Genomic DNA, 18,564 nt, shown 5'->3' with positions numbered 1-18,564 from the left:
ACGATGACGGCCTGGCAGCAGCGGCAGCACCTGCAGCAGGCGATCGCACGCCAGCCCGGCGACTTCGTCGCCTGGGTGATGCTGGCCGATCTGGAACTGGAAGCCGGCGACATCGCTGCCGGCGAGCAGGCCGCACGACGTGCCCTGCAGCTGCGCCCCAACCACCCCGAAGCGCTGGCGCGGCTGGGGCGCGTGGCGTGGATGGCCGGCGCGCACGCCGACGCGGCGAAGCTGCTCGGCCAGGCCTCGGCATTGGCCCCGCAGCACCCGGGCATCGCGTTGTGGCTGGGCCACGCGCTGGAAGATGCCGATGATGCCGAAGGCGCAGCAGCGGCCTATCGCCGCGCGCACGCGCTGATGCCGGGCGAACCCTACATCGCCGCCCAGCGCCTGGCCTGGCAGCGCCGCCTGTGCGACTGGCAGGACGTGGACACGCTGGCTGCGCAGGTGCGCAACGCGCTCGCCGCGGGTCAGGGTGCAGTGGAACCCTTCGCCTTCCTCAGTGAAGACGTAAGCGCTGCGGAGCAGTTGGCCTGTGCGCGCGCACGCGCCGCGGTCGTTGCGTCGGCGGTGCGCCCCCTTCCTGCAGTGAAGGTTCGCGAGCACGGCGCGTTGCGCGTCGGCTTCCTCTCCAATGGCTTCGGCGCCCATCCCACCGGGCTGCTGACCGTGGCCCTGCTCGAACACCTGCGCCATGACCCGGCGTTGCAACTGCACCTGTTCGCGCTGAACCGCGCCGATGGCAGCCGCATCCGCGAACGCCTGCAGGCCGCCACCCGCCTGCATGACGTGGCCGCACTGCGGCATGCCGACATCGCGGCCCGCATCCGTGCACAGGGCATCGACCTGCTGTTCGACCTGCGCGGCTGGGGGGGCGGCGGCACGCCCGAAGTGCTGGCCATGCGCCCGGCCCCGTTGCAGCTGAACTGGCTGGCCTACCCCGGCACATCAGGTGCGCGCTGGCTGGATGCCGTGGTCGCCGACGAATTCGTGCTGCCGGCATCGCTGGAACCTCACTTCAGCGAACGCGTCCTGCGCCTGCCACGTGCCTTCCAGCCCTCGGACAACACCCGCGTACTGGAACCGGCACCGTCCCGCGCCGAGTGCGGGCTGCCCGAACACGGCGTGGTGTTCTGCTGCTTCAACAACAGCTACAAGCTCAACCCGCGCAGCATGGGCCGCGCCTTCGCGGTGCTGCAGGCCGTGCCCGGCAGCGTGCTGTGGCTGCTGTCCGGGCCCGGCAAGGCCGACGCCCGCCTGCGTGCGGCCGCGCAGGCCGCAGCCCTGGACCCGGCGCGCCTGGTGTTCATGGCCAAGCTGCCGCATCCGCAGTACCTGGCCCGCTATCAGCTGGCCGACCTGTTCCTCGACACGCATCCGTACAACGCGCACACCACCGCCTCCGATGCGCTATGGGCCGGCTGCCCGGTGCTGACCTGCCCGGGTGATACCTTCGCCGCGCGCGTGGCCGGCAGCCTCAACCATCATCTGGGTCTTTCGCGGATGAACGTTGCCGACGATGCGGCGTTCATCGCCACTGCCAGCGCGCTGGGCAACAAGCCGGCGGCGCTGGCAGCGTTGCGTGCCGAACTGGCGCAGGCACGCGAAGACAGTGGTGTATTCGACATGGCAGGTTTTGCCCAGGACCTTTCCGCCCTGCTGCAGACGCTGGCGGGCGAGCAGGGCTGGCGCGGCGTCGACACCCCCTGAGCAACCGCTGCGTTACGCTCCGGCTTCCTCCCCGCGTGGCGTGACGATGGCCAAGCTCAAGCGCAAGGACTACGACAAACTGCTGCTGCCGCTGCAGCTGGAACTGACTGCAATGGCGCGCTGGGTTCAGTACAGCGGGCAACGCCTGCTGGTGCTGTTCGAAGGCCGCGATACAGCCGGCAAGGGCGGTGCGATCCAGGCCATCAGCCAGCATCTCAACCCGCGCCAATGCCGGGTGGTGGCGCTGCCCAAGCCCACCGACCGTGAAGCCACGCAGTGGTACTTCCAGCGTTACGCCGCGCATCTTCCCGCCGCCGGCGAGATCGTGCTGATGGACCGCAGCTGGTACAACCGTGCCGGTGTTGAACGGGTGATGGGTTATTGCAGCGAAACCGAGTACCAGCAGTTCCTGCGCCAGGCGCCGGTGTTCGAACAGCTGCTGGTGGACGACGGCATCCTGCTGTTCAAGTACTGGTTGTGCGTGGACCAGGAGCAGCAGGAAAAGCGCTTCGCCGAACGCCATCTCGATCCGCTGAAGGGCTGGAAACTCTCACCGGTCGACCTGAAATCGCGCAGCAAGTACAGCGCGTACACCGAGGCCCGCGAGGCGATGCTGCGCGCGACGCATCGCGAGGCGGCGCCGTGGACGCTGGTGGACTTCAACGACCAGCGGCTGGGCCGGCTGACCCTGGTGCGAAACCTGCTGGACCGGTTGCCGGACACGCGGGTGGACGCACCGTTGCCGGAGCTGCCGAAGCTGAAGGGCAAGCTGCATCGCGAGCACTTCGATGTGCTGAAGCCGATCGAGGATTTCCCGGTGGAGGATTAGGGTGGGTCGGCAGGGCCTGCGGCCCTGCACCCGCGGTAGTGCCGGCCGCAGGCCGGCAACAGCAACAGCAACACCCCGCACTCCGGCATCGCCCCACCTCTGACAGATTCCGGCGATCTGGTAGATCCACGCCATGCGTGGATGAATCTCCATTGAAATCGAACATTTCGACAATGGAACGAAGAGCATCCACGCATGGCGTGGATCTACGTGTCGACCAAGGTCGACACCCACCAAGAGCAGGCCATCCCATTCCGACAGATCGCGGAGAACTGTCAAAGGCGGGGTGGGTCCGGTTGCGGGGGCGTGAGCCGCATGGATGCGGCGACCGAGCCTACAGGGACGTATTTACGGCGCCCCCCGCAACCGGGCCCACCCCGCCAACCCACGGAATGCCAGCTTTTGACGTTGCTCTGGCTCTGGCTCCGGCTCCTGCGGGTGCAGGGCTGCAAGCCCTGCAGACACCCCCTCGTGCACAATGGGGCCGACCCCGCCTGGACACCGTCCTGATGTCGAGCAAGCCGTATTCAGAAGCCTGCGAGCGCAACCGCGAACCCATCGCCACCGCACTCGACCCGTGGATGGGCGACCGCCATCGGGTGCTGGAGATCGGCAGTGGTACCGGCCAGCACGCAGCCTTCTTCGCCGAGCGCTGGCCGTGGCTGCGCTGGCAGCCCAGCGACCATCCGGACCATCTGCCCGGCATCGAAGCCTGGCGTGCGGAGGCCGCGCTGCTGAACCTGCTGCCGCCGGTGGCGCTGCAGGTGGAGCTGCCACCGGCGACGGGCCTGGACCTTCCAGAAAGCAGCACGTTCGACGCCGCATTCAGCGCCAACACGCTGCACATCATGGGCTGGGAGTACGTGCAGGTGCTGTTCGGCGCGCTGCCGCCACTGTTGCGTCACGGTGCGCTGCTGGCGATCTACGGTCCGTTCAACTATGGCGGCCGCTATACCAGTGACAGCAATGCGCAGTTCGATGCCTGGCTGAAGGCGCGCGACCCGCGCAGCGGTATCCGCGACAGCGAAGCGGTGCAGGCGCTGGCGGCCGACAACGGGTTTACCCGGTTGGGTGACGTGGCGATGCCGGCCAATAACCGGTTGCTGCTGTGGCGGTTGGGGTGATCAGGCCTCCGGTGCCATGCTGGAAAGGCGTGCCGCAGCAGCACGCAGTCCCTGGAAAATAGGTCCGGACACGTTGGAAGGGAAATCATCCGGGAGCTGACGCGTGACCTGTGCGATGGCAGGTTCCACGGATTCCAGCAGTGTCTCGATCCATGGTTCTGCGCCATCGCTTACACCGCAGACGCGAGCTGTTTCGTTCCAATGCCGTCGTCGAATATCCAGCAGACTTCGGTGTCGATTCCGTCCGTTGATACTCATGGCGAGCTTCGCATCACGAGGCTCCAGCTGGCCGGGTCCGCGGCCGAGAATGGGGTAGACCGAAAGCACGTCATAGATGGGCGTTAATCTGAAGCGGCCGCCAGCTTCAATGTGAACGCTGAAGTTCTTGGCATGGCCATCGATTGCAGCCAACATCCAGAAAAGAATCTGCGTCTTGAAGAAGGTCGCGCGATCCTCGGAATGCTCGGATTGTCGAAGCAGATCCATGATGGCCACGATGCCTGGGCCACCATCCGATTCATATTTCCTGGCGGCGGGCAGACCAAAGACCTGGCACATGTCTTCCTGTGGCAACCTCAGCCACCATCGGCGGTCCGCAGACAGACGGCGGTCGAATCGCTCAACAATGAGCGCGCGTTGGTCCTGGAAACGTCCCATTTGCGTCTCTGCAACGGGAATTCCGAAGGCGGAAAGCAGATGCATGCACAGCCACTCGTTCTCGACTGACTGGTGCATGTCTGCCCTCATGTTGCCGACCAGGCCTAGGGGCAACTTGAAGATATGAGTAGAAGGCGTGCTGCCGATGGGAATACACCACTGATCCTCGTGCAGAAGTAGCCCTGTCTTCTCCTGTGCACCGGCGATAGAGATTCGAAACTCGTCACTCGGATGGTGCCTTGATCCTGGCAGTGCGGGTGCAGTAACTCCTCGCAGGATGTCCGCAACTTCGCCCTCATTCAATGGCCGGAATTGGATGCTCTGCAGATCGTTGGGTGTGGCTGCAACGGGTAGCAGCTGCACAGCGCCAACGCAATCCCGACCGATGGCCTCGAGAAGGTCAAAGGTTCCCGCTGAGCGGGTTGAAAAGCGATCGCGTAGCCTGCTTCTGATCTCGCTGTTGTCAGGAAGAAGGTTGTCGAAGTAGTCGACAACCTTCTGTCCACGGTGACTTTCACCAAGTGGCAGCAATGGGAGTGAGAGGGAAATAGGGCGTGGCGAACCAGACTCAAGCCAGTTTTGGGTGTAGGTAAGGCGCGGAGAGCTGTTCGAGTTCTGCTGCCATTTCGCTACCTCTACACCGTTCATCCAGATCGCTAGCTCACTCATCGCTACCATTCCATATCTTGATTGCTTGAGCGCTCCGTCCCCTGCTGTAGAGTCACCTCGATTCCTAGTACCGCCCACACCTTCATCAGGCGCCCAAACGAAGCTGTTTCTGGTTCGTGCTCCAGAGCTGTCACCGCTTGGCGGCTGATACCCAGTTGTTTGCCAAGATCTGTCTGTGTCAGGCCCGCCTGCTTGCGAAACGCTTTCATGAGCGAGCCCAACTGTTGGGGAGTTCGGACAACAAACTTGACTGCCACAGAGCTTTCTCCTTCATCGGCGATGCGCTGGTCAGGCGAGCGCGGGTGGTAGGCGCCCCGATACAAGCCCTTCCGCTGCAAACGAGTCAGTACCCTGCGCTCGACGATAGCAATCCATAGGTTGCTTCGTTGTAAGGCAACCTATAGCTTTCTTATTTGAAATGCAACCTATAGCTTTCTTATTTGAAATGCAACCTATAGCTTTCTTATTTGGAATGCAACTTATAGCTTGCCCCGCTTCTTGCGTCCTTTCTCAAGCCACCTGCACGATATGCAGCGCCTTCGGGTTGCGCCACTGCGCCAGCAGGGCCGCTTCCCGCGCCTTGGCCTGCGCGAAGTGGGCTTCCTTGACATGGCCGAAGCCGCGGATGTGCTCGGGAATGCTGGCGATCTCCACCGCCAGCGACAGACGGTCGTCCTCCAGCCCGTCCAGCAGCACCTGCACCGTCGCCTCGTAATCAGCAATCAGCTTGCGCTCCATGCGGCGCTCCTCGGTGCGTCCGAACACATCGAAGCGGCCGCCACGCAGGAACTTCAGCTTCGCCAACAGACCGAAGGCCTTGAACATCCACGGGCCGTATTCCTTCTTCAGCAGCCGTCCCTGCTCGTCCTTCTTCGCGAACAGCGGCGGTGCCAGATGGAAGCGCAGCTGGTAGTCGCCCTCGAACTGCTGCTGCAGGCGGCGCTGGAAGTCGCCGCTGGTGTACAGGCGCGCCACTTCGTACTCGTCCTTGTAGGCCATCAGCTTGAACAGGTAGCGCGCCACGGTCTCGGTCAGCGCAGTGGAACCGCCGATGCGGTCGGCTTCGGTGGCGCGTACGCGCGCTACCAGGTCACGGTAGCGCCTGGCGTAGGCGGAATCCTGGTACTCGACCAGGAACGCGGCGCGGCGCTCGATCATTTCATCCAGCGAGCGCGACAGGCGGGCGTCGTCCAGCGGCAGGAACGCCACGTCGCCACCGTGCGAGGGCAGGCCACGCAGTTCGCGTTCGTCGCCGGTGTTGCGCGGTGCCGCAGTGGCACCCCATTCATTGCCCTCCCACTCGCCTGGCGGCAGCGGATGCAGCGGGCCCGGGGTGGATTCGGTATCGGTATGGCGGTTGCGCACCAGGCCGGCGGCCTGCTGCACCGCCTGCGGATCGACCACGGCCAGTCGGCCCCAGGCGAACGCCTGCTGGTTCATCGCCACGGCGGCGCCATTGAGCTCGATGGCGCGCATCAGTGACTCGAACGAGAGCGGCACCAGGCCCTGCTGCCAGGCGTAGCCGAGGATGAACAGGTTGGCGGCAATGGCATCGCCCAGCAGCGCGGTGGCCAGTTGGGTGGCATCGAGCAGCAACGGCTCCTGGCCGCCCAGTGCCACGCGCACGCCGGCGATGATGTCGGCGGCGGGGAACTGCATGTCTGGGCGAGTGGTGAAGGTGCCTGGCATCGCTTCGTAAGTGTTCAGCACCACCTGCGAACGGCCGGCACGGACCTTCGACAGCGCCCAGTAATCGTTGACCACCACCATGTCGCAGCCCAGCACCAGGTCGGCCTCGCCAGCGGCGATGCGCACGGCATGGATGTCTTCAGGGCGACGGGCAATGCGGATGTGCGTGGTCACCGCGCCGCCCTTCTGCGCCAGGCCGGTCTGGTCGAGCACGGTTGCACCCTTGCCTTCCAGGTGGCCGGCCATGCCCAGCAGCGCACCGATGGTCACCACGCCGGTACCGCCGACGCCGGTGATCAGGATGTTCCAGGGCTGTTCCAGGCTGTCGCGGAGGGTCGGCGCCGGCAGGTTGTCCAGCAGCGTGGACGCATCGCGCTTGCTGCCCTTGCGCGGCTGGCCACCGTGCACGGTGACGAAGCTGGGGCAGAAGCCGTTCACGCAGGAATAGTCCTTGTTGCAGTTGGACTGGTCGATCTCGCGCTTGCGCCCGAACTCGGTTTCCTTCGGCAGCACCGACACGCAGAAGCTCTTCTTCCCGCAGTCACCGCAGCCTTCGCAGACCAGCGAGTTGATCATCACCCGCTTCTGCGGGTCTTCCAGCTTGCCTCGCTTGCGGCGGCGACGCTTCTCGGTGGCGCAGGTCTGTTCGTAGATCAGGATCGACACACCCTTTACTTCGCGCAGGCGCTTCTGCACTTCGTCCAGTTCGCTGCGGTCATGGAACTCGACGTCGCTGGGGAAGTGCTCGCGCTGGCCGGTCCACTTGCCGATGTTGTCCGACAGCACCACGATGGTGTGGATGCCTTCGGCGCGCATCTGCTTTGCAATGTCCGGCACGCTCAGCGGACCGTCCACTGGCTGGCCGCCGGTCATCGCCACCGCATCGTTGTAGAGGATCTTGTAGGTGATGTTGACGCCAGCGGCGACCGCCTGGCGGATCGCCAGCGAGCCGCTGTGGAAGTAGGTGCCGTCGCCGAGGTTCTGGAACACGTGCGGGGTATCGGTGAACGGCGCCTGCCCGGCCCAGGTCACGCCTTCGCCGCCCATGTGGGTGAAGGTGTCGGTGCTGCGGTCCATCCAGGTCACCATGTAATGGCAACCAATGCCGGCCAGCGCACGCGAGCCTTCCGGCACGTTGGTGGAGGTGTTGTGCGGGCAGCCCGAGCAGTAATGCGGTACGCGCGGGAAGCTGGCGCGCGGCAACGCAAGCTCGGCTTCCTTCTCCTGCATCCACTGCAGCCGCTGCTCGATCGATGCGTTGTTGAAGAACTTCTGGATGCGGCGGCCGATCACGCCGGCGATGGTGGCCGGGGTCAGCTCGCCGGTGGACGGCAGGATCCATTCGCCAGTCTCGTCATACTTGCCGACGATGGACGGGCGCTGGCCCCAGCTGGCCGGCCAGTTGAAGAACTGTTCCTTCATCTGACGCTCGATGAAGGCACGCTTTTCCTCCACCACGATGATGTCTTCCAGGCCCTGCGCGAAGCGCGCGATGCCCTGCGGCTCCAGCGGCCAGGTCATGCCGACCTTGTACACGCGGATGCCGATGTCGGCGCAGGCGGCTTCGTCCAGGCCCAGGTATTCCAGCGCCTGCAGCACGTCCAGGTAGCTCTTGCCGGTGGTGACGATGCCCAGCCGCGCGCGCGGCGCGTCCATCACCACCTTGTCGATGCCGTTGGCGCGGGCGAACGCCTGTGCGGCCTTCACCGCATAGCGGTGCAGGCGCATTTCCTGGTCCAGCGGCGGGTCCGGCCAGCGGATGTTGAGACCGCCCGAAGGCATCTCGAAGTCTTCCGGCAGCACGATGCGGCGCGCCATCGGGTCGACCTCGACCGAGGCCGACGATTCGACTGTCTCGGCGATCGTCTTGAAGCCGACCCAGCGCCCGGTATAGCGGCTCATCGCCCACCCCAGCAGGCCCATGTCGAGGATGTCCTGCACACCGGCCGGATTCAGTACCGGCATCATCGCGCTGACAAACTCGTCCTCGCTGCCATGCGGCAGGGTTGAACTGCGGCAGGCATGGTCATCGGCGGCCAGTGCCAGCACCCCGCCGTAGCGCGAGGTGCCGGCGGCATTGGCGTGCTTGAACACGTCGCCGCAGCGGTCCACGCCCGGGCCCTTGCCGTACCACATGCCGAACACGCCCTGCACGTTGGCGACGGGGAACAGGTTGGTCTGCTGGGTGCCCCACACCATGGTGGCGCCCAGGTCCTCGTTCAGGCCGGGGGTGAACTTCACCTTGGCCGCGTCGAGGTGTTTGCGAGCGCGCCACAGCTCCAGGTCGAAGCCGCCCAGCGGGCTGCCGCGGTAGCCGCTGACGAAGCCGGCGCTGTCGATGCCTTCGTGTGCGTCGCGCAGCCGCTGCATCAGCGGCAGCTTCACCAGCGCCTGCACGCCACTCAGATAGATCCGCCCCTCGTTGCGGGTGTACTTGTGGTCGAGCGTGTAGTCACGGTCGATCAGGTCGGTGGAGGAGGGCGACGTGAGTTGCGCGGTACTGGTCATGGCTGGCCCGGTCAGGATCGGCTGGCACCGGCCGCGTGCAGGCACGCGACGGGAAAGGCGCGAATTGTAGCAGCGAGGCCCGGCCGCCCCGGCACTCGCGCCGGCGGCCATGCTGGGGTTAGGATCGGGGAGAGAGAGAGAGAGGGGGCTGCGGTTGCGGCCTGGGGAGAAGGGATGTCAGTTGCAGGAAAGATCCTGGGCAGCATGTTGCTGGTCTCGGGAACGGCCCCGGTGTGGGCCGCGCCGGCGGTGCCGGCACCACAGGAGTTCTATTTCGACAGCGATGCGGCCGCCGTGCCCATGATCGTGGTCCAGTCCGACGGGGATGAGCTGGTGGCGCAGCTGCTCAAGCAGCGCGAGCGCGGCCGGCGGACCGTGGAGGCCACCGTGCAGCTGGCGTCGGTGGCCATTGCCCAGGGCCGTACCGAACTGGGTGAACAGCTCTATCGCGAAGCGCTGAAGGATGCGCCGGTGCAGGGCAGCCTGGGCCGTGGCGTGCGCTGGAACTACGGCTGGGACCTGCTGCGTCAGGGCCAGCCCGAAGCCGCCCTGGAGCAATGGCAGGCCGCTGCCGGTGGTTCGCTGAGCAAGCCGGGCTGGTTGCCACCGACCTATGCGCTGGCGCTGTGGCGGGCCGGGCGGAAGCAGGAGGCGGTGCAGTGGTATGCCGCCGCAGTGCGTACCGAGCCGACGCAATGGAGCGACAGCAGCCGCTATGCGCAGTTGTTGCCGTTGTGGCGAGACGACGAGCGTGCCTCGCTGGCGGAAGTGCAGCAGGCGTGGGCGGCCGCGCCGCCGGCCTGGCCCTGAGGGTAGGGGGCGGCCGGGTTGCACCCGGCACCCGCAGAAGCAACAGCCGAAGCAGCAGCAGCAGCGGGCAATCCGCGGGATGGCGGGGTGGTGTGGGTTGGCAGGACACGCCGTAAACCCCGCTCCGCGGCCCGGCCCAGCCGCTGGAGGCTGGGCGTTCGGGCGCTTGCGAAGCAGTGCTTCGCAAGCAAAGCGCCCTCACCCATGGGGGCTCGATGGCGCCTTGCTCGTGTGCGCAGTCCTGCGCACACGGCAAGACCGGGGTTGGGCGTCCTGACCAACCCGCCCGAGGCATGCCTCGGGCCCATGGCGCCAACGGTCCTGCCAACCCACACCGCCCCACCTCTGACGGTTCGACGCTGCTGTTGGTAGGTGTCGACCTTGGGCGACACGGTAGATCCACGCCATGCGTGGATGAATCTGCATCGGAATCGAGTATCCGATATCTGATCGAAAGGCAGCCGAGCGTGGGCTCGGCTCGACAAAAGGCAGCCAGCCAAGCGCTTCTGCTTTTCTTTTTTCTTTTCCGTGGCGGACGCACTCAGAAATTGTCAGAGGCCGGGCGGGGTGGGTTCGCGGGGGTCACTTCAGGACGGGTTTACGGCGTCCCCCGCGAATCCACCCCGCCCGGCCAAGCGCGGCTTTTGATGTTCACAGCCAACCAGCCGCCACGAGGGGCTGCGCCGTTCGCGGGAACCTCAATCGTCCGCGGAAACCGTCCGCCCCGACGCCCATGCCCGCAGTGCCTCTACCTGCTCGGCCATCAGCACCGACAGCGGCCGCGTCGTGCGGATCTCATTCATCAGCAGCTCGGTGTCCAGCGGCCGGCCTTCGGCGTGCGCTGCGTACAGTCCGGCCACGATCGCCTGCTCGATCTCCGCGCCGGAGAAACCATTCGCCGCGGCCGCCAGCGCCGGCAGCGCGAAGTCGTCGCCATTGAGCTGGCGTCGCCCGAGGTGCAGCCGCAGCAGTTCCACGCGCACTTCGGGGGGGGGCAGGTCGACGAAGAAGATCTCGTCGAAACGGCCCTTGCGCAGCAGCTCGGCCGGCAGTTCGTGCACCTGGTTGGCGGTGGCGACGATGAAGACCGGCGCCTTGCGTTCGGCCATCCAGGTCAGCAGGTAGCCGAGCACGCGGCGCGATACGCCACCGTCCTCGCCACCACTGGCCAAGCCTTTCTCGATCTCATCCATCCACAACACGCAGGGCGCCAGCTGCTCGGCCGAGGCCAGCGCCTGGCGCAGGTTGGCCTCGGTCTCGCCGTGGTACTTGTTGTACAGCGCACCCACGTCCAGGCGCAGCAGCGGTACACCGAAGCCGGCGGCGGTGGCCTTGGCCAGCATCGATTTGCCGCAGCCCTGCACGCCCAGCAGCAGCATGCCGCGCGGCGGGTCCAGGCCGGCCGGTGCCGAGCCGGCGATGAAGGCCACCCGGCGCTGGCTGATCCAGCGCTTGAGCCGGTTGGCGCCGGCCACGTCGCCGAAGCGTGCGCTGTCGTGCTCGAAGAACAGGTGGCCGCTGCGGTTGAGCAGCTCGAACTTCAGCCGTGCCAGCTGCGGCAGGTCGTCGTCGCGCAGCGCGCCATCGGCGTAGATCAGCTGGCGGGCAATGCGGCGGGCATCGACCAGGCTCAGGCCCTGCAGGTTCTTCAGGATCTTCTTCACCGCCTCGCTGTCGACCTCGACACGGCGGCCGCCGTGCTCGCGTGCGTAGGCGTCGGCCTCCTCGCGCAGCATCTTCAGCAGGGCGTTGGCATCGGGCAGGCGCGGGTTGAAGCGCACCGCCAGTGCTTCCAGCTCGGCCGGCAGCTCGACCTTGGCGCCGATCAGCACCAGCACGTGCGGCTCGCTGTGGCGGCGCTGGATCAGGTCGCGCAGTGCGCGCTGGTGGCTGGCATAGCCCAGGTAGGGGTGGAAATCGAGCAGCAGGTAGACACCGCGCTGATCAGCCTGGCGGATCATCTGCAGCGCGGCGCTGGCATCGGGCGGGCCGACCGGCGGATCCTCGCGGTCCAGGTCGATGCGGCGCAGGCCCTCGGTGATGGACCAGCGGTGCAGGGCCCGCCACACGTGCATCAGCGTCTGCCGGAACAGTTCAACGATGCGCCCCTCGTCCTGGGTCTCGATCACGATCAGGGGGGTATTGGCGCGGATCAGTGCGCTCAGGTCCTGCAGTTCGCTCATGCCGGTTCGATCCTTCGGGGGCGCCACGATAGCAAAGGCGATGGCCACGGGTTCAGCACGGCGCTACCTCCCGTCACCACCGCCGGTGTACGCTCGGGGCACGTACCCGGAAGCGAGGCTGGCATGAAGACGATCCTGGTGGCCGGTTCCAAGGGCGGGGTGGGCAAGACCACCGTCGCCACCCACCTGGCCGCGTACGCGGCATTGCAGGGCAAGGCCACGGTGATCGCCGATGCCGACCCGCAGGGCTCCAGCACCCGCTGGGCACAACGGCGTGCCGGGCTGGAAAGCGCGGTGCTCCCCATCGATGTGTATCGGAAGAAGCAGTGGGCGCAGAAGCTGCCCGACGGTACCGATACCGTCATCATCGATGCACCCGCCGGCGCGCTGGCCGACGATATCCCCCATTTCCTGGACGCGCCCGACGCCGTGGTGGTGCCGGTGCTGCCCTCGGCGCTGGATATCGAAGCCATCGTCGGCTTCCTCAACAGCCTGGCCCAGAACCCGCGCGTGCACAGCCGCAAGCTGCCGGTAGGGCTGGTCCTCAACCGCACCAAACCCTGGACCCAGACCTCGCAGCAGGCATTGCAGATGCTGGCCGAATGGCCGTACCCGGTGGTCGCGCAGCTGCGTGACAGCCAGAGCTACGTGGTCATGACCGGCCTGGGCCGCAGCCTGTTCGACTATCGCTCCGCCCAGGTGCGCGAACACCAGGCCGACTGGGAGCCGCTGCTGTCCTGGCTCAAGCTTTGATGCCTGCCTCACTTCTCCTGCTGCATCCTCTTCTCCATGGAAACCCGCGATGCGTGAACTGATCCTGCTGCGCCATGCCCATGCCGAACCCGCCGTTTCCGGCCAGGCCGACCTCGACCGGCCGCTGTCGCCGGTGGGGCTGGCCGAAGCTGAAGCTGCCGGCAAGTGGTTGAAGGAAAACAAGCTGCTGCCGGACTGCGTGCTGTGCTCGCCGTCGCGACGTACCCGTGAGACCCTGGAAGCGGTGATGACGGCCATCGGCTATGTCGAGAAGCGCCTGGAAGACCGGATCTACGAAGCCACCCCGGGCACCCTGGCGGCGCTGGTGGACGAGCGTCGCGACCTGGACCGGGTGCTGATCGTGGGCCACAACCCGGGCCTGGAGCAGCTGGTGGCCCTGATGACCGACGGCACCAGCAGCGACTACCGCGGCATGCCGCCGGGCGGCGTGGCCGTCCTCGGCTTCCCGCGCGAGGTCTCGATCGAGCCGGGCGTGGCCAGCCTGAACGCGTTCTGGTGGCCGTGATCCGATGAGCCAGGCGCGGCGCAGCCGCTTCCTGCTGCCCGCGTTGCTGGCGCTTGGCCCGGCCTGGGCCGCCGTGCCCCCACCAACGCCGTTGCCGCCGGTGTCCGCCGAAGCACCGCGGGTAATGCGCCTGGATACCCAGCGCTCGCGGATCGGTTTCGAGGTGCGGACCCGTTTCGGCCAGCGCATCGAAGGCGTATTCCCGCACTTCGAGGGGCGCATCGAGATCCTGTCCGACGGGCGCCACCAGGTGCACCTGAAGATGTTCACCCGTTCGGTGGAGATCCCTGGCAAGGCGCGCTACACCGGCTGGATGCGCGGCGAAGAGTTCTTCGATGCAGGGCGCCATCCGGTGGTCGAGTTCGACTCGCTGCCATACTGGCCGGAGACGGTGGAACAGGGCGGCGACATCAACGGCCGGCTGACCCTGCGCGGCGTCAGCCACCCCGAGTCGCTGCGGGTCGAGAAGGCGGAGTGCGCCCGACCCGGCTATGATTGCGATGTCGTCAGCCGCGGTACCGTGCAGCGAGGCCGGTATGGAATGGACAGCTGGCAGCTAGCCCTGAGTGACCGAGTGACCTTCGTATTACGTGCGCGCCTGAGCGAGGCGCCGAAACCGTGACCCTCCTGCTGCGTTTACTGGCGCTGGCAACGGTGTTGCTGGGCAGCGGCTGCGCGTCGCTTTCGCATGCCGAGCGCGACCGTGCCGAAGCGATCGCCGTGCAGGCGCGCTCGACCGTGGTCGGCTGCCAGCGCGCCGACCGCTGCGCGCAGGACTCACCGCTGCGTGCGCTGGCCGGCCGGGCGTTCACCGAATCCACCCCCGAACAGCCGCGCCACTACGCCACCCTGCTCGACGAGGGCGAAGGTGCGCTGGTGGCGCGCCTGAACCTGCTGCGCAGCGCTACCCGCAGCATCGACCTGCAGACCTACATCTTCGACAAGGACGACAGCGCCCGGCTGGTCATCGACGAGCTGCTGGCTGCATCGCGGCGCGGGGTGAAGGTGCGCGTGCTGATCGACCAGCTCTCGGCGATCTCCGACCTGCAGATCCTCGGCGCGCTGTCCGGCGCGCACCAGAACTTCCAGCTGCGGGTCTACAACCCGACCTTCGGCAAGGCCCGGCTGAACTACTTCGACTATGCCGGCAGCGTGCTGTGCTGCTTCCGCCGCTTCAACCAGCGCATGCACAACAAGCTGCTGGTGATCGACGATGCGATCGGCGTGGTCGGTGGCCGCAACTACCAGGACGACTATTACGACTGGGACCGCGAGTACAACTTCCGCGACCGCGACGTGCTGATCGCCGGCCCGGAGGCGCGGGCGATGGCCGCCAACTTCGATGCCTTCTGGCATGCCAGGCGCAGCGTGCCGGCCGAGCGCCTGAACGATGTCGGCCGCACCCTGCTGCGCGAGGGCGTGCCGACCCTGCCGCCGGCCAGCTTCCGCCGCCCCGAGCGGGTGCAGCGGGTCAGTGCCGAAGCCAATGACATGGACTTCGTCAGCCGTTCCTTCGTCGATACCGCCTTGCCGGTGGCCTCGGTGCGCTATGTCGCCGACCTGCCACGCAAGCACCGGCGCGAGAAGGCCGATGCGCCACTGGCGGGCCAGCACGTGACCGAGCCGCAGCTGGATGCGCTGATCGCCGGCGCGCAGGAGGAAGTGATCCTGCAGACGCCATACCTGGTGTTGTCCAAGCCGGCGCAGAAGCTGTTCCGCGAGCTGCGCAAGCGCCCGCAGCCGCCGCGGGTGGTGGTGTCCAGCAACAGCCTGGCCGCCACCGACAACCCGATCGTGTATGCGCTGTCGTACAAGTACAAGCGGCGCAACATGCGCGAACTGGGCTTCAACATCTTCGAGTACAAGCCGTTCCCGCTGGATGCACCGGTCGACTACCGCAACCTGCTGCCTGATCCGATCGCCGCGCCCGGGGGTGACGACGACGGCGGGCGCAATCCGCTGATCGGCGGCAGCGCCGCGGGCAGCAATGCCGGCGACAGCCGCGATCGCGATGAGCATCCGGCACCCACCGGCAAGCAGCTGGCGGTGAACCCGCGCACCGGCAGTGCCTACCAGAACGCGCGCGAGCGCCGCCGCGCGGCCGGCAGCGAGGTCGAGACCCGCCTGCTGCGCACCGAGACCCGGCCCTCCTTCCTGGGCAGCAAGGCGGTCAACAAGCCGTTGCCGGTCACCCGCAAGGGCGCGCGCATGGGCCTGCATGCCAAGTCGCTGGTGGTCGACCGCCGCATCGGCGTGGTCGGCACCCACAACTTCGATCCGCGCAGCGAGAACTACAACACCGAAGGTGCGGTGATCATCGATGACCCGGCCTTCGCCGAGCAGCTGGCCGAGAGCATCCTGCGCGATATCCACCCGCAGAACTCGTGGACGGTGGCGCCGCGGGCCAAGCCGCCGGTGCTGTCCGGGCTCAACTACAGCGTCGGCAAGGCCTCCGAGGCACTGCCGATCCTCGACTTCTGGCCGTGGCGCTATGCCACCGACTACGAGTTCAAGCCCGGCCCGGACTGTCCGCGGCCGCTGCCCCGGCAGGACCCGGACTTCCACCGCTGCTATGTCGCCGTGGGCGATTTCCCCGAGGTCAATGTCGGCCCGAAATGGCTGCTGGTCCGCATGCTCACTGCATTCGGCGCCGGCCTCGTTCCCATCCTCTGAAGGTGCCCGCATGACCCTGGTGTTCCGCGAAGCCGTTTCCCTCGAGCAGCTCAACACGCTCAGCCGCAACACCGCGATCGAGTCGCTGGGCATCGTCTTCAGCGCGGCCGGCGACGATTGGCTGCAGGCCACCATGCCGGTGGACGAGCGCACCCGCCAGCCCTACGGCATCCTGCATGGCGGCGCGTCGGTGGTGCTGGCCGAGACCCTGGGCAGCAGCGCCGGCAACCTGTGCGTGGATACGGCCAAACAGATCTGCGTGGGGCTGGAGATCAACGCCAACCATGTACGCGCCGTTCGCTCGGGCACCGTGACCGGCACCGCACGTGCACTGCACGTCGGCCGCAGCACCCAGCTGTGGGAGATCCGCATCGAGGACGAGCAGGGCCGCCTGGTGTGCATCTCGCGGCTGACCCTGGCGGTGGTGGCGGCCGGCCACGGCTGAGCCCCGGACGGCCGGCGACGGCAGCGGAACCCAGCGTTCCCCGCCGATTGCCCCGGTCGATGGGTGTTATGGCCTAAATCGGCTGGCAGCGATGACGGCCCTCCGGTATCGTGCGCGGATGACTTCCCCCACTCCGGCCCCCCGCGGCGGCGTGGCGCGTGTGTGCCGTTACCTGTACCGCGTACCGCTGCTGTTGGTCCACATCGTTGTGTTCCTGCCGCTCATCCTGATCGGCATGCTTCGGCCGTGGGGCGAACTGCGCGTGGGCGAGGCGACCCTGGGGGCCAAAGTGGTCAACTGGTGGCAGGGCGGGCTGATGTGGATCTTCGGCTTCCGCCTGGTGCAGATCGGTACGCCGTTGCCCGGCGCCGTGCTGTTCGTCGCCAACCACGTCAGCTGGGTCGACATCTGCATCCTGCACAGCCAGCGCATGATGGGCTTCGTCGCCAAGCGCGAGATCGCCAGCTGGCCGTTGGTCGGTTGGCTGGCCGCGCGTGGCCAGACCATCTTCCACCAGCGCGGCAACACCGAATCGCTCGGTGGCGTGATGCAGGTGATGGCCGATCGCCTGCGCGAAGGCAAGGCGGTGGGCGTGTTCCCGGAAGGGCGCACCCGCGGCGGCCACGAAGTAGGCCCGTTCCATGCCCGCATCTTCCAGGCCGCGGTTGAAACCGGCGTGCCGGTGCAGCCGGTGGCACTGGTGTACGGGCTCAAGGGCGATGCGCAGACCATTGTCGCGTTCGGCCCCGGCGAGAGTTTCTTCGCCAATTTCCTGCGCCTGCTCGGTGAGCCGGCGCGGCGTGCAGAAGTGCACTTCCTGGCACCGATCGGTGCGCAGGACCTGGAAGGCCGTCGGCGCATCGCGGAGACGTCGCGCGCGCGCATCGTGGCGGCCATGAGCTCCGAGTGAGGGTGCGGTGGCCCTGATCCCGCCACCCGTCCTGGACGCCGGCACGCCGACGCTGCACGCGGCTGACTACCAGCCGCCGCGCTGGCTGCGCAATCCGCATCTGCAGTCGATGCTCAGCTCCAGCCGCATGCGCCTGCAGCGCGGCCTGCTGCTGCTGGCCGCGACCGGTGCGATCAGCGAAGAACTGATCCTCGACGGCGGTGATGGCGTGCGCCTGCAAGGCTGGCACAGCCACATCGAAGGCCGCGAACCCAAAGGCATGGCCCTTCTGCTGCACGGCTGGGAAGGCAGCGCCGAATCCAGCTACATGCGCATGGCGGCCGCGCGCATGCTCGAACAGGGCTTCGACGTGGTGCGGCTGAATTTCCGCGACCACGGCAATACCCATCATCTCAACCCTGGCATCTTCCACTCCAACCTGATCGACGAAGTGGTGCATGCCGCGGGCGATATCGCCCAGCGCTGGCCGCAGTTGCCGCTGGTGGCCGCCGGTTACTCGCTGGGCGGCAACTTCGTGCTGCGCCTGGCCCTGCGCGCGCCAGCGGCCGGCGTGCCGCTGCTGCGCGTGGCCTCGGTATGCCCGGTGCTGGATCCGGCGCTGACCATGGAGAGCATCGAGAACGGCCCGGCGATGTACGACTGGTACTTCCGCCGCAAGTGGGCCGGTTCGCTGCGGCGCAAGCGCGACCTGTTCCCCGAACTGAGCGACTGCGACGACCGCGTACTGAAACTGGACATCCGCGCGCTGACTGCCTGGCTGGTCGAGCGCCACACCAGTTTCGGTTCGTTGCAGGCCTATTTCGATGGCTACTCGATTGCCGGCGATCGGCTGTCCACGTTGCAGGTGCCTGCCGACATCCTGATGGCGCAGGACGACCCGGTGATCCCCTACGCGACCTTCAGTGACTGGCAGCTGCCGCACCAGGCGCATCTGGAAACCGCCAGCTGGGGCGGACACTGTGGCTTCCTGGAAAACTGGCGCGGTGACGGCTTCTCCGAGCGCTGGGTGGCGCAGCGCCTGCAGCGCGTGCTGCAAGGCTGAACCGGCACGGGCGCGCAGGCCGCTACAATGCGGGTT

General features: G+C 66.9%; 15 protein-coding genes. 11 read left to right on the top strand and 4 right to left on the bottom strand.

The window, feature by feature from the left end; genetic code table 11:
- The first annotated feature begins 3 nt into the window (after positions 1-3).
- From WDC87_RS04725 to WDC87_RS04715, 3 genes are all read left to right on the top strand, one after another.
- A complete protein-coding gene (locus WDC87_RS04725) occupies positions 4-1,710 on the top strand; it encodes a tetratricopeptide repeat protein (RefSeq protein ID WP_072167913.1) in 1,707 nt (568 codons plus the stop codon).
- 46 nt (positions 1,711-1,756) lie between these two features.
- Entirely contained in the window at positions 1,757-2,539 is a 783-nt protein-coding gene (gene ppk2 / locus WDC87_RS04720; protein WP_088496485.1) for a polyphosphate kinase 2, read from the top strand.
- Between the two features lie 509 nt (positions 2,540-3,048).
- On the top strand, positions 3,049-3,663 hold the full coding sequence (locus tag WDC87_RS04715) for a DUF938 domain-containing protein (RefSeq protein ID WP_005420993.1): 615 nt from the start codon (positions 3,049-3,051) through the stop codon (positions 3,661-3,663).
- On the opposite strand, the gene WDC87_RS04710 is transcribed toward WDC87_RS04715, so the two are convergent.
- The 3 genes from WDC87_RS04710 to WDC87_RS04700 form a co-directional block, all read right to left on the bottom strand.
- Complete coding sequence (locus WDC87_RS04710; protein WP_072167388.1) at positions 3,664-4,989, bottom strand: type II toxin-antitoxin system HipA family toxin; 1,326 nt, start codon at positions 4,987-4,989, stop codon at positions 3,664-3,666.
- A gap of 2 nt (positions 4,990-4,991) precedes the next feature.
- Positions 4,992-5,246: a helix-turn-helix domain-containing protein gene (locus WDC87_RS04705; protein ID WP_227836869.1), complete on the bottom strand. Its 255-nt coding sequence runs from the start codon at positions 5,244-5,246 to the stop codon at positions 4,992-4,994.
- A 253-nt stretch (positions 5,247-5,499) separates the two neighbouring features.
- Complete coding sequence (locus tag WDC87_RS04700; protein WP_252745040.1) at positions 5,500-9,186, bottom strand: indolepyruvate ferredoxin oxidoreductase family protein; 3,687 nt, start codon at positions 9,184-9,186, stop codon at positions 5,500-5,502.
- A gap of 174 nt (positions 9,187-9,360) precedes the next feature.
- Between WDC87_RS04700 and WDC87_RS04695 the strand changes: the two genes are divergently transcribed.
- Positions 9,361-9,996: a tetratricopeptide repeat protein gene (locus WDC87_RS04695; protein WP_061479389.1), complete on the top strand. Its 636-nt coding sequence runs from the start codon at positions 9,361-9,363 to the stop codon at positions 9,994-9,996.
- Positions 9,997-10,694: 698 nt separating this feature from the next.
- On the opposite strand, the gene WDC87_RS04690 is transcribed toward WDC87_RS04695, so the two are convergent.
- A complete protein-coding gene (locus tag WDC87_RS04690) occupies positions 10,695-12,179 on the bottom strand; it encodes an AAA family ATPase (protein ID WP_088496481.1) in 1,485 nt (494 codons plus the stop codon).
- Positions 12,180-12,302: 123 nt separating this feature from the next.
- On the opposite strand from WDC87_RS04690, the gene WDC87_RS04685 reads away from it, so the two are divergent.
- The 7 genes from WDC87_RS04685 (at position 12,303) to WDC87_RS04655 (ending at position 18,528) form a co-directional block, all read left to right on the top strand.
- Positions 12,303-12,932 carry a ParA family protein gene (locus WDC87_RS04685; protein WP_252744567.1) on the top strand — a complete coding sequence of 210 codons (630 nt, stop codon included), beginning with the start codon at positions 12,303-12,305 and terminating at the stop codon, positions 12,930-12,932.
- Positions 12,933-12,981: 49 nt separating this feature from the next.
- Entirely contained in the window at positions 12,982-13,458 is a 477-nt protein-coding gene (locus WDC87_RS04680; protein ID WP_061479387.1) for a histidine phosphatase family protein, read from the top strand.
- A 4-nt stretch (positions 13,459-13,462) separates the two neighbouring features.
- Positions 13,463-14,080, top strand: coding sequence for a YceI family protein (locus WDC87_RS04675; protein ID WP_065178694.1), 618 nt, complete (start codon positions 13,463-13,465; stop codon positions 14,078-14,080).
- The gene (locus WDC87_RS04670; RefSeq protein ID WP_252744568.1) at positions 14,077-16,131 is read left to right on the top strand and encodes a phospholipase D family protein; all 2,055 of its coding nucleotides are present in this window, start codon (positions 14,077-14,079) and stop codon (positions 16,129-16,131) included. The genes WDC87_RS04675 and WDC87_RS04670 overlap by 4 nt, the downstream gene beginning before the upstream one ends.
- 10 nt (positions 16,132-16,141) lie before the next feature.
- Positions 16,142-16,576: a hotdog fold thioesterase gene (locus tag WDC87_RS04665; RefSeq protein ID WP_049414459.1), complete on the top strand. Its 435-nt coding sequence runs from the start codon at positions 16,142-16,144 to the stop codon at positions 16,574-16,576.
- 118 nt (positions 16,577-16,694) lie between these two features.
- Positions 16,695-17,486 (top strand): lysophospholipid acyltransferase family protein, encoded by a 792-nt coding sequence (locus WDC87_RS04660; protein ID WP_061479384.1) that lies wholly within the window; start codon positions 16,695-16,697, stop codon positions 17,484-17,486.
- 52 nt (positions 17,487-17,538) lie between these two features.
- Entirely contained in the window at positions 17,539-18,528 is a 990-nt protein-coding gene (locus WDC87_RS04655) for an alpha/beta fold hydrolase (RefSeq protein WP_050562730.1), read from the top strand.
- Positions 18,529-18,564 lie beyond the last annotated feature (36 nt).

Origin of the sequence: Stenotrophomonas maltophilia group sp. Smal12 (assembly GCF_037079935.1) — a bacterium.
GTDB classification, from domain to species: Bacteria; Pseudomonadota; Gammaproteobacteria; order Xanthomonadales; family Xanthomonadaceae; genus Stenotrophomonas; species Stenotrophomonas sepilia.
This window is presented reverse-complemented; position numbering and strand designations above follow the sequence as displayed.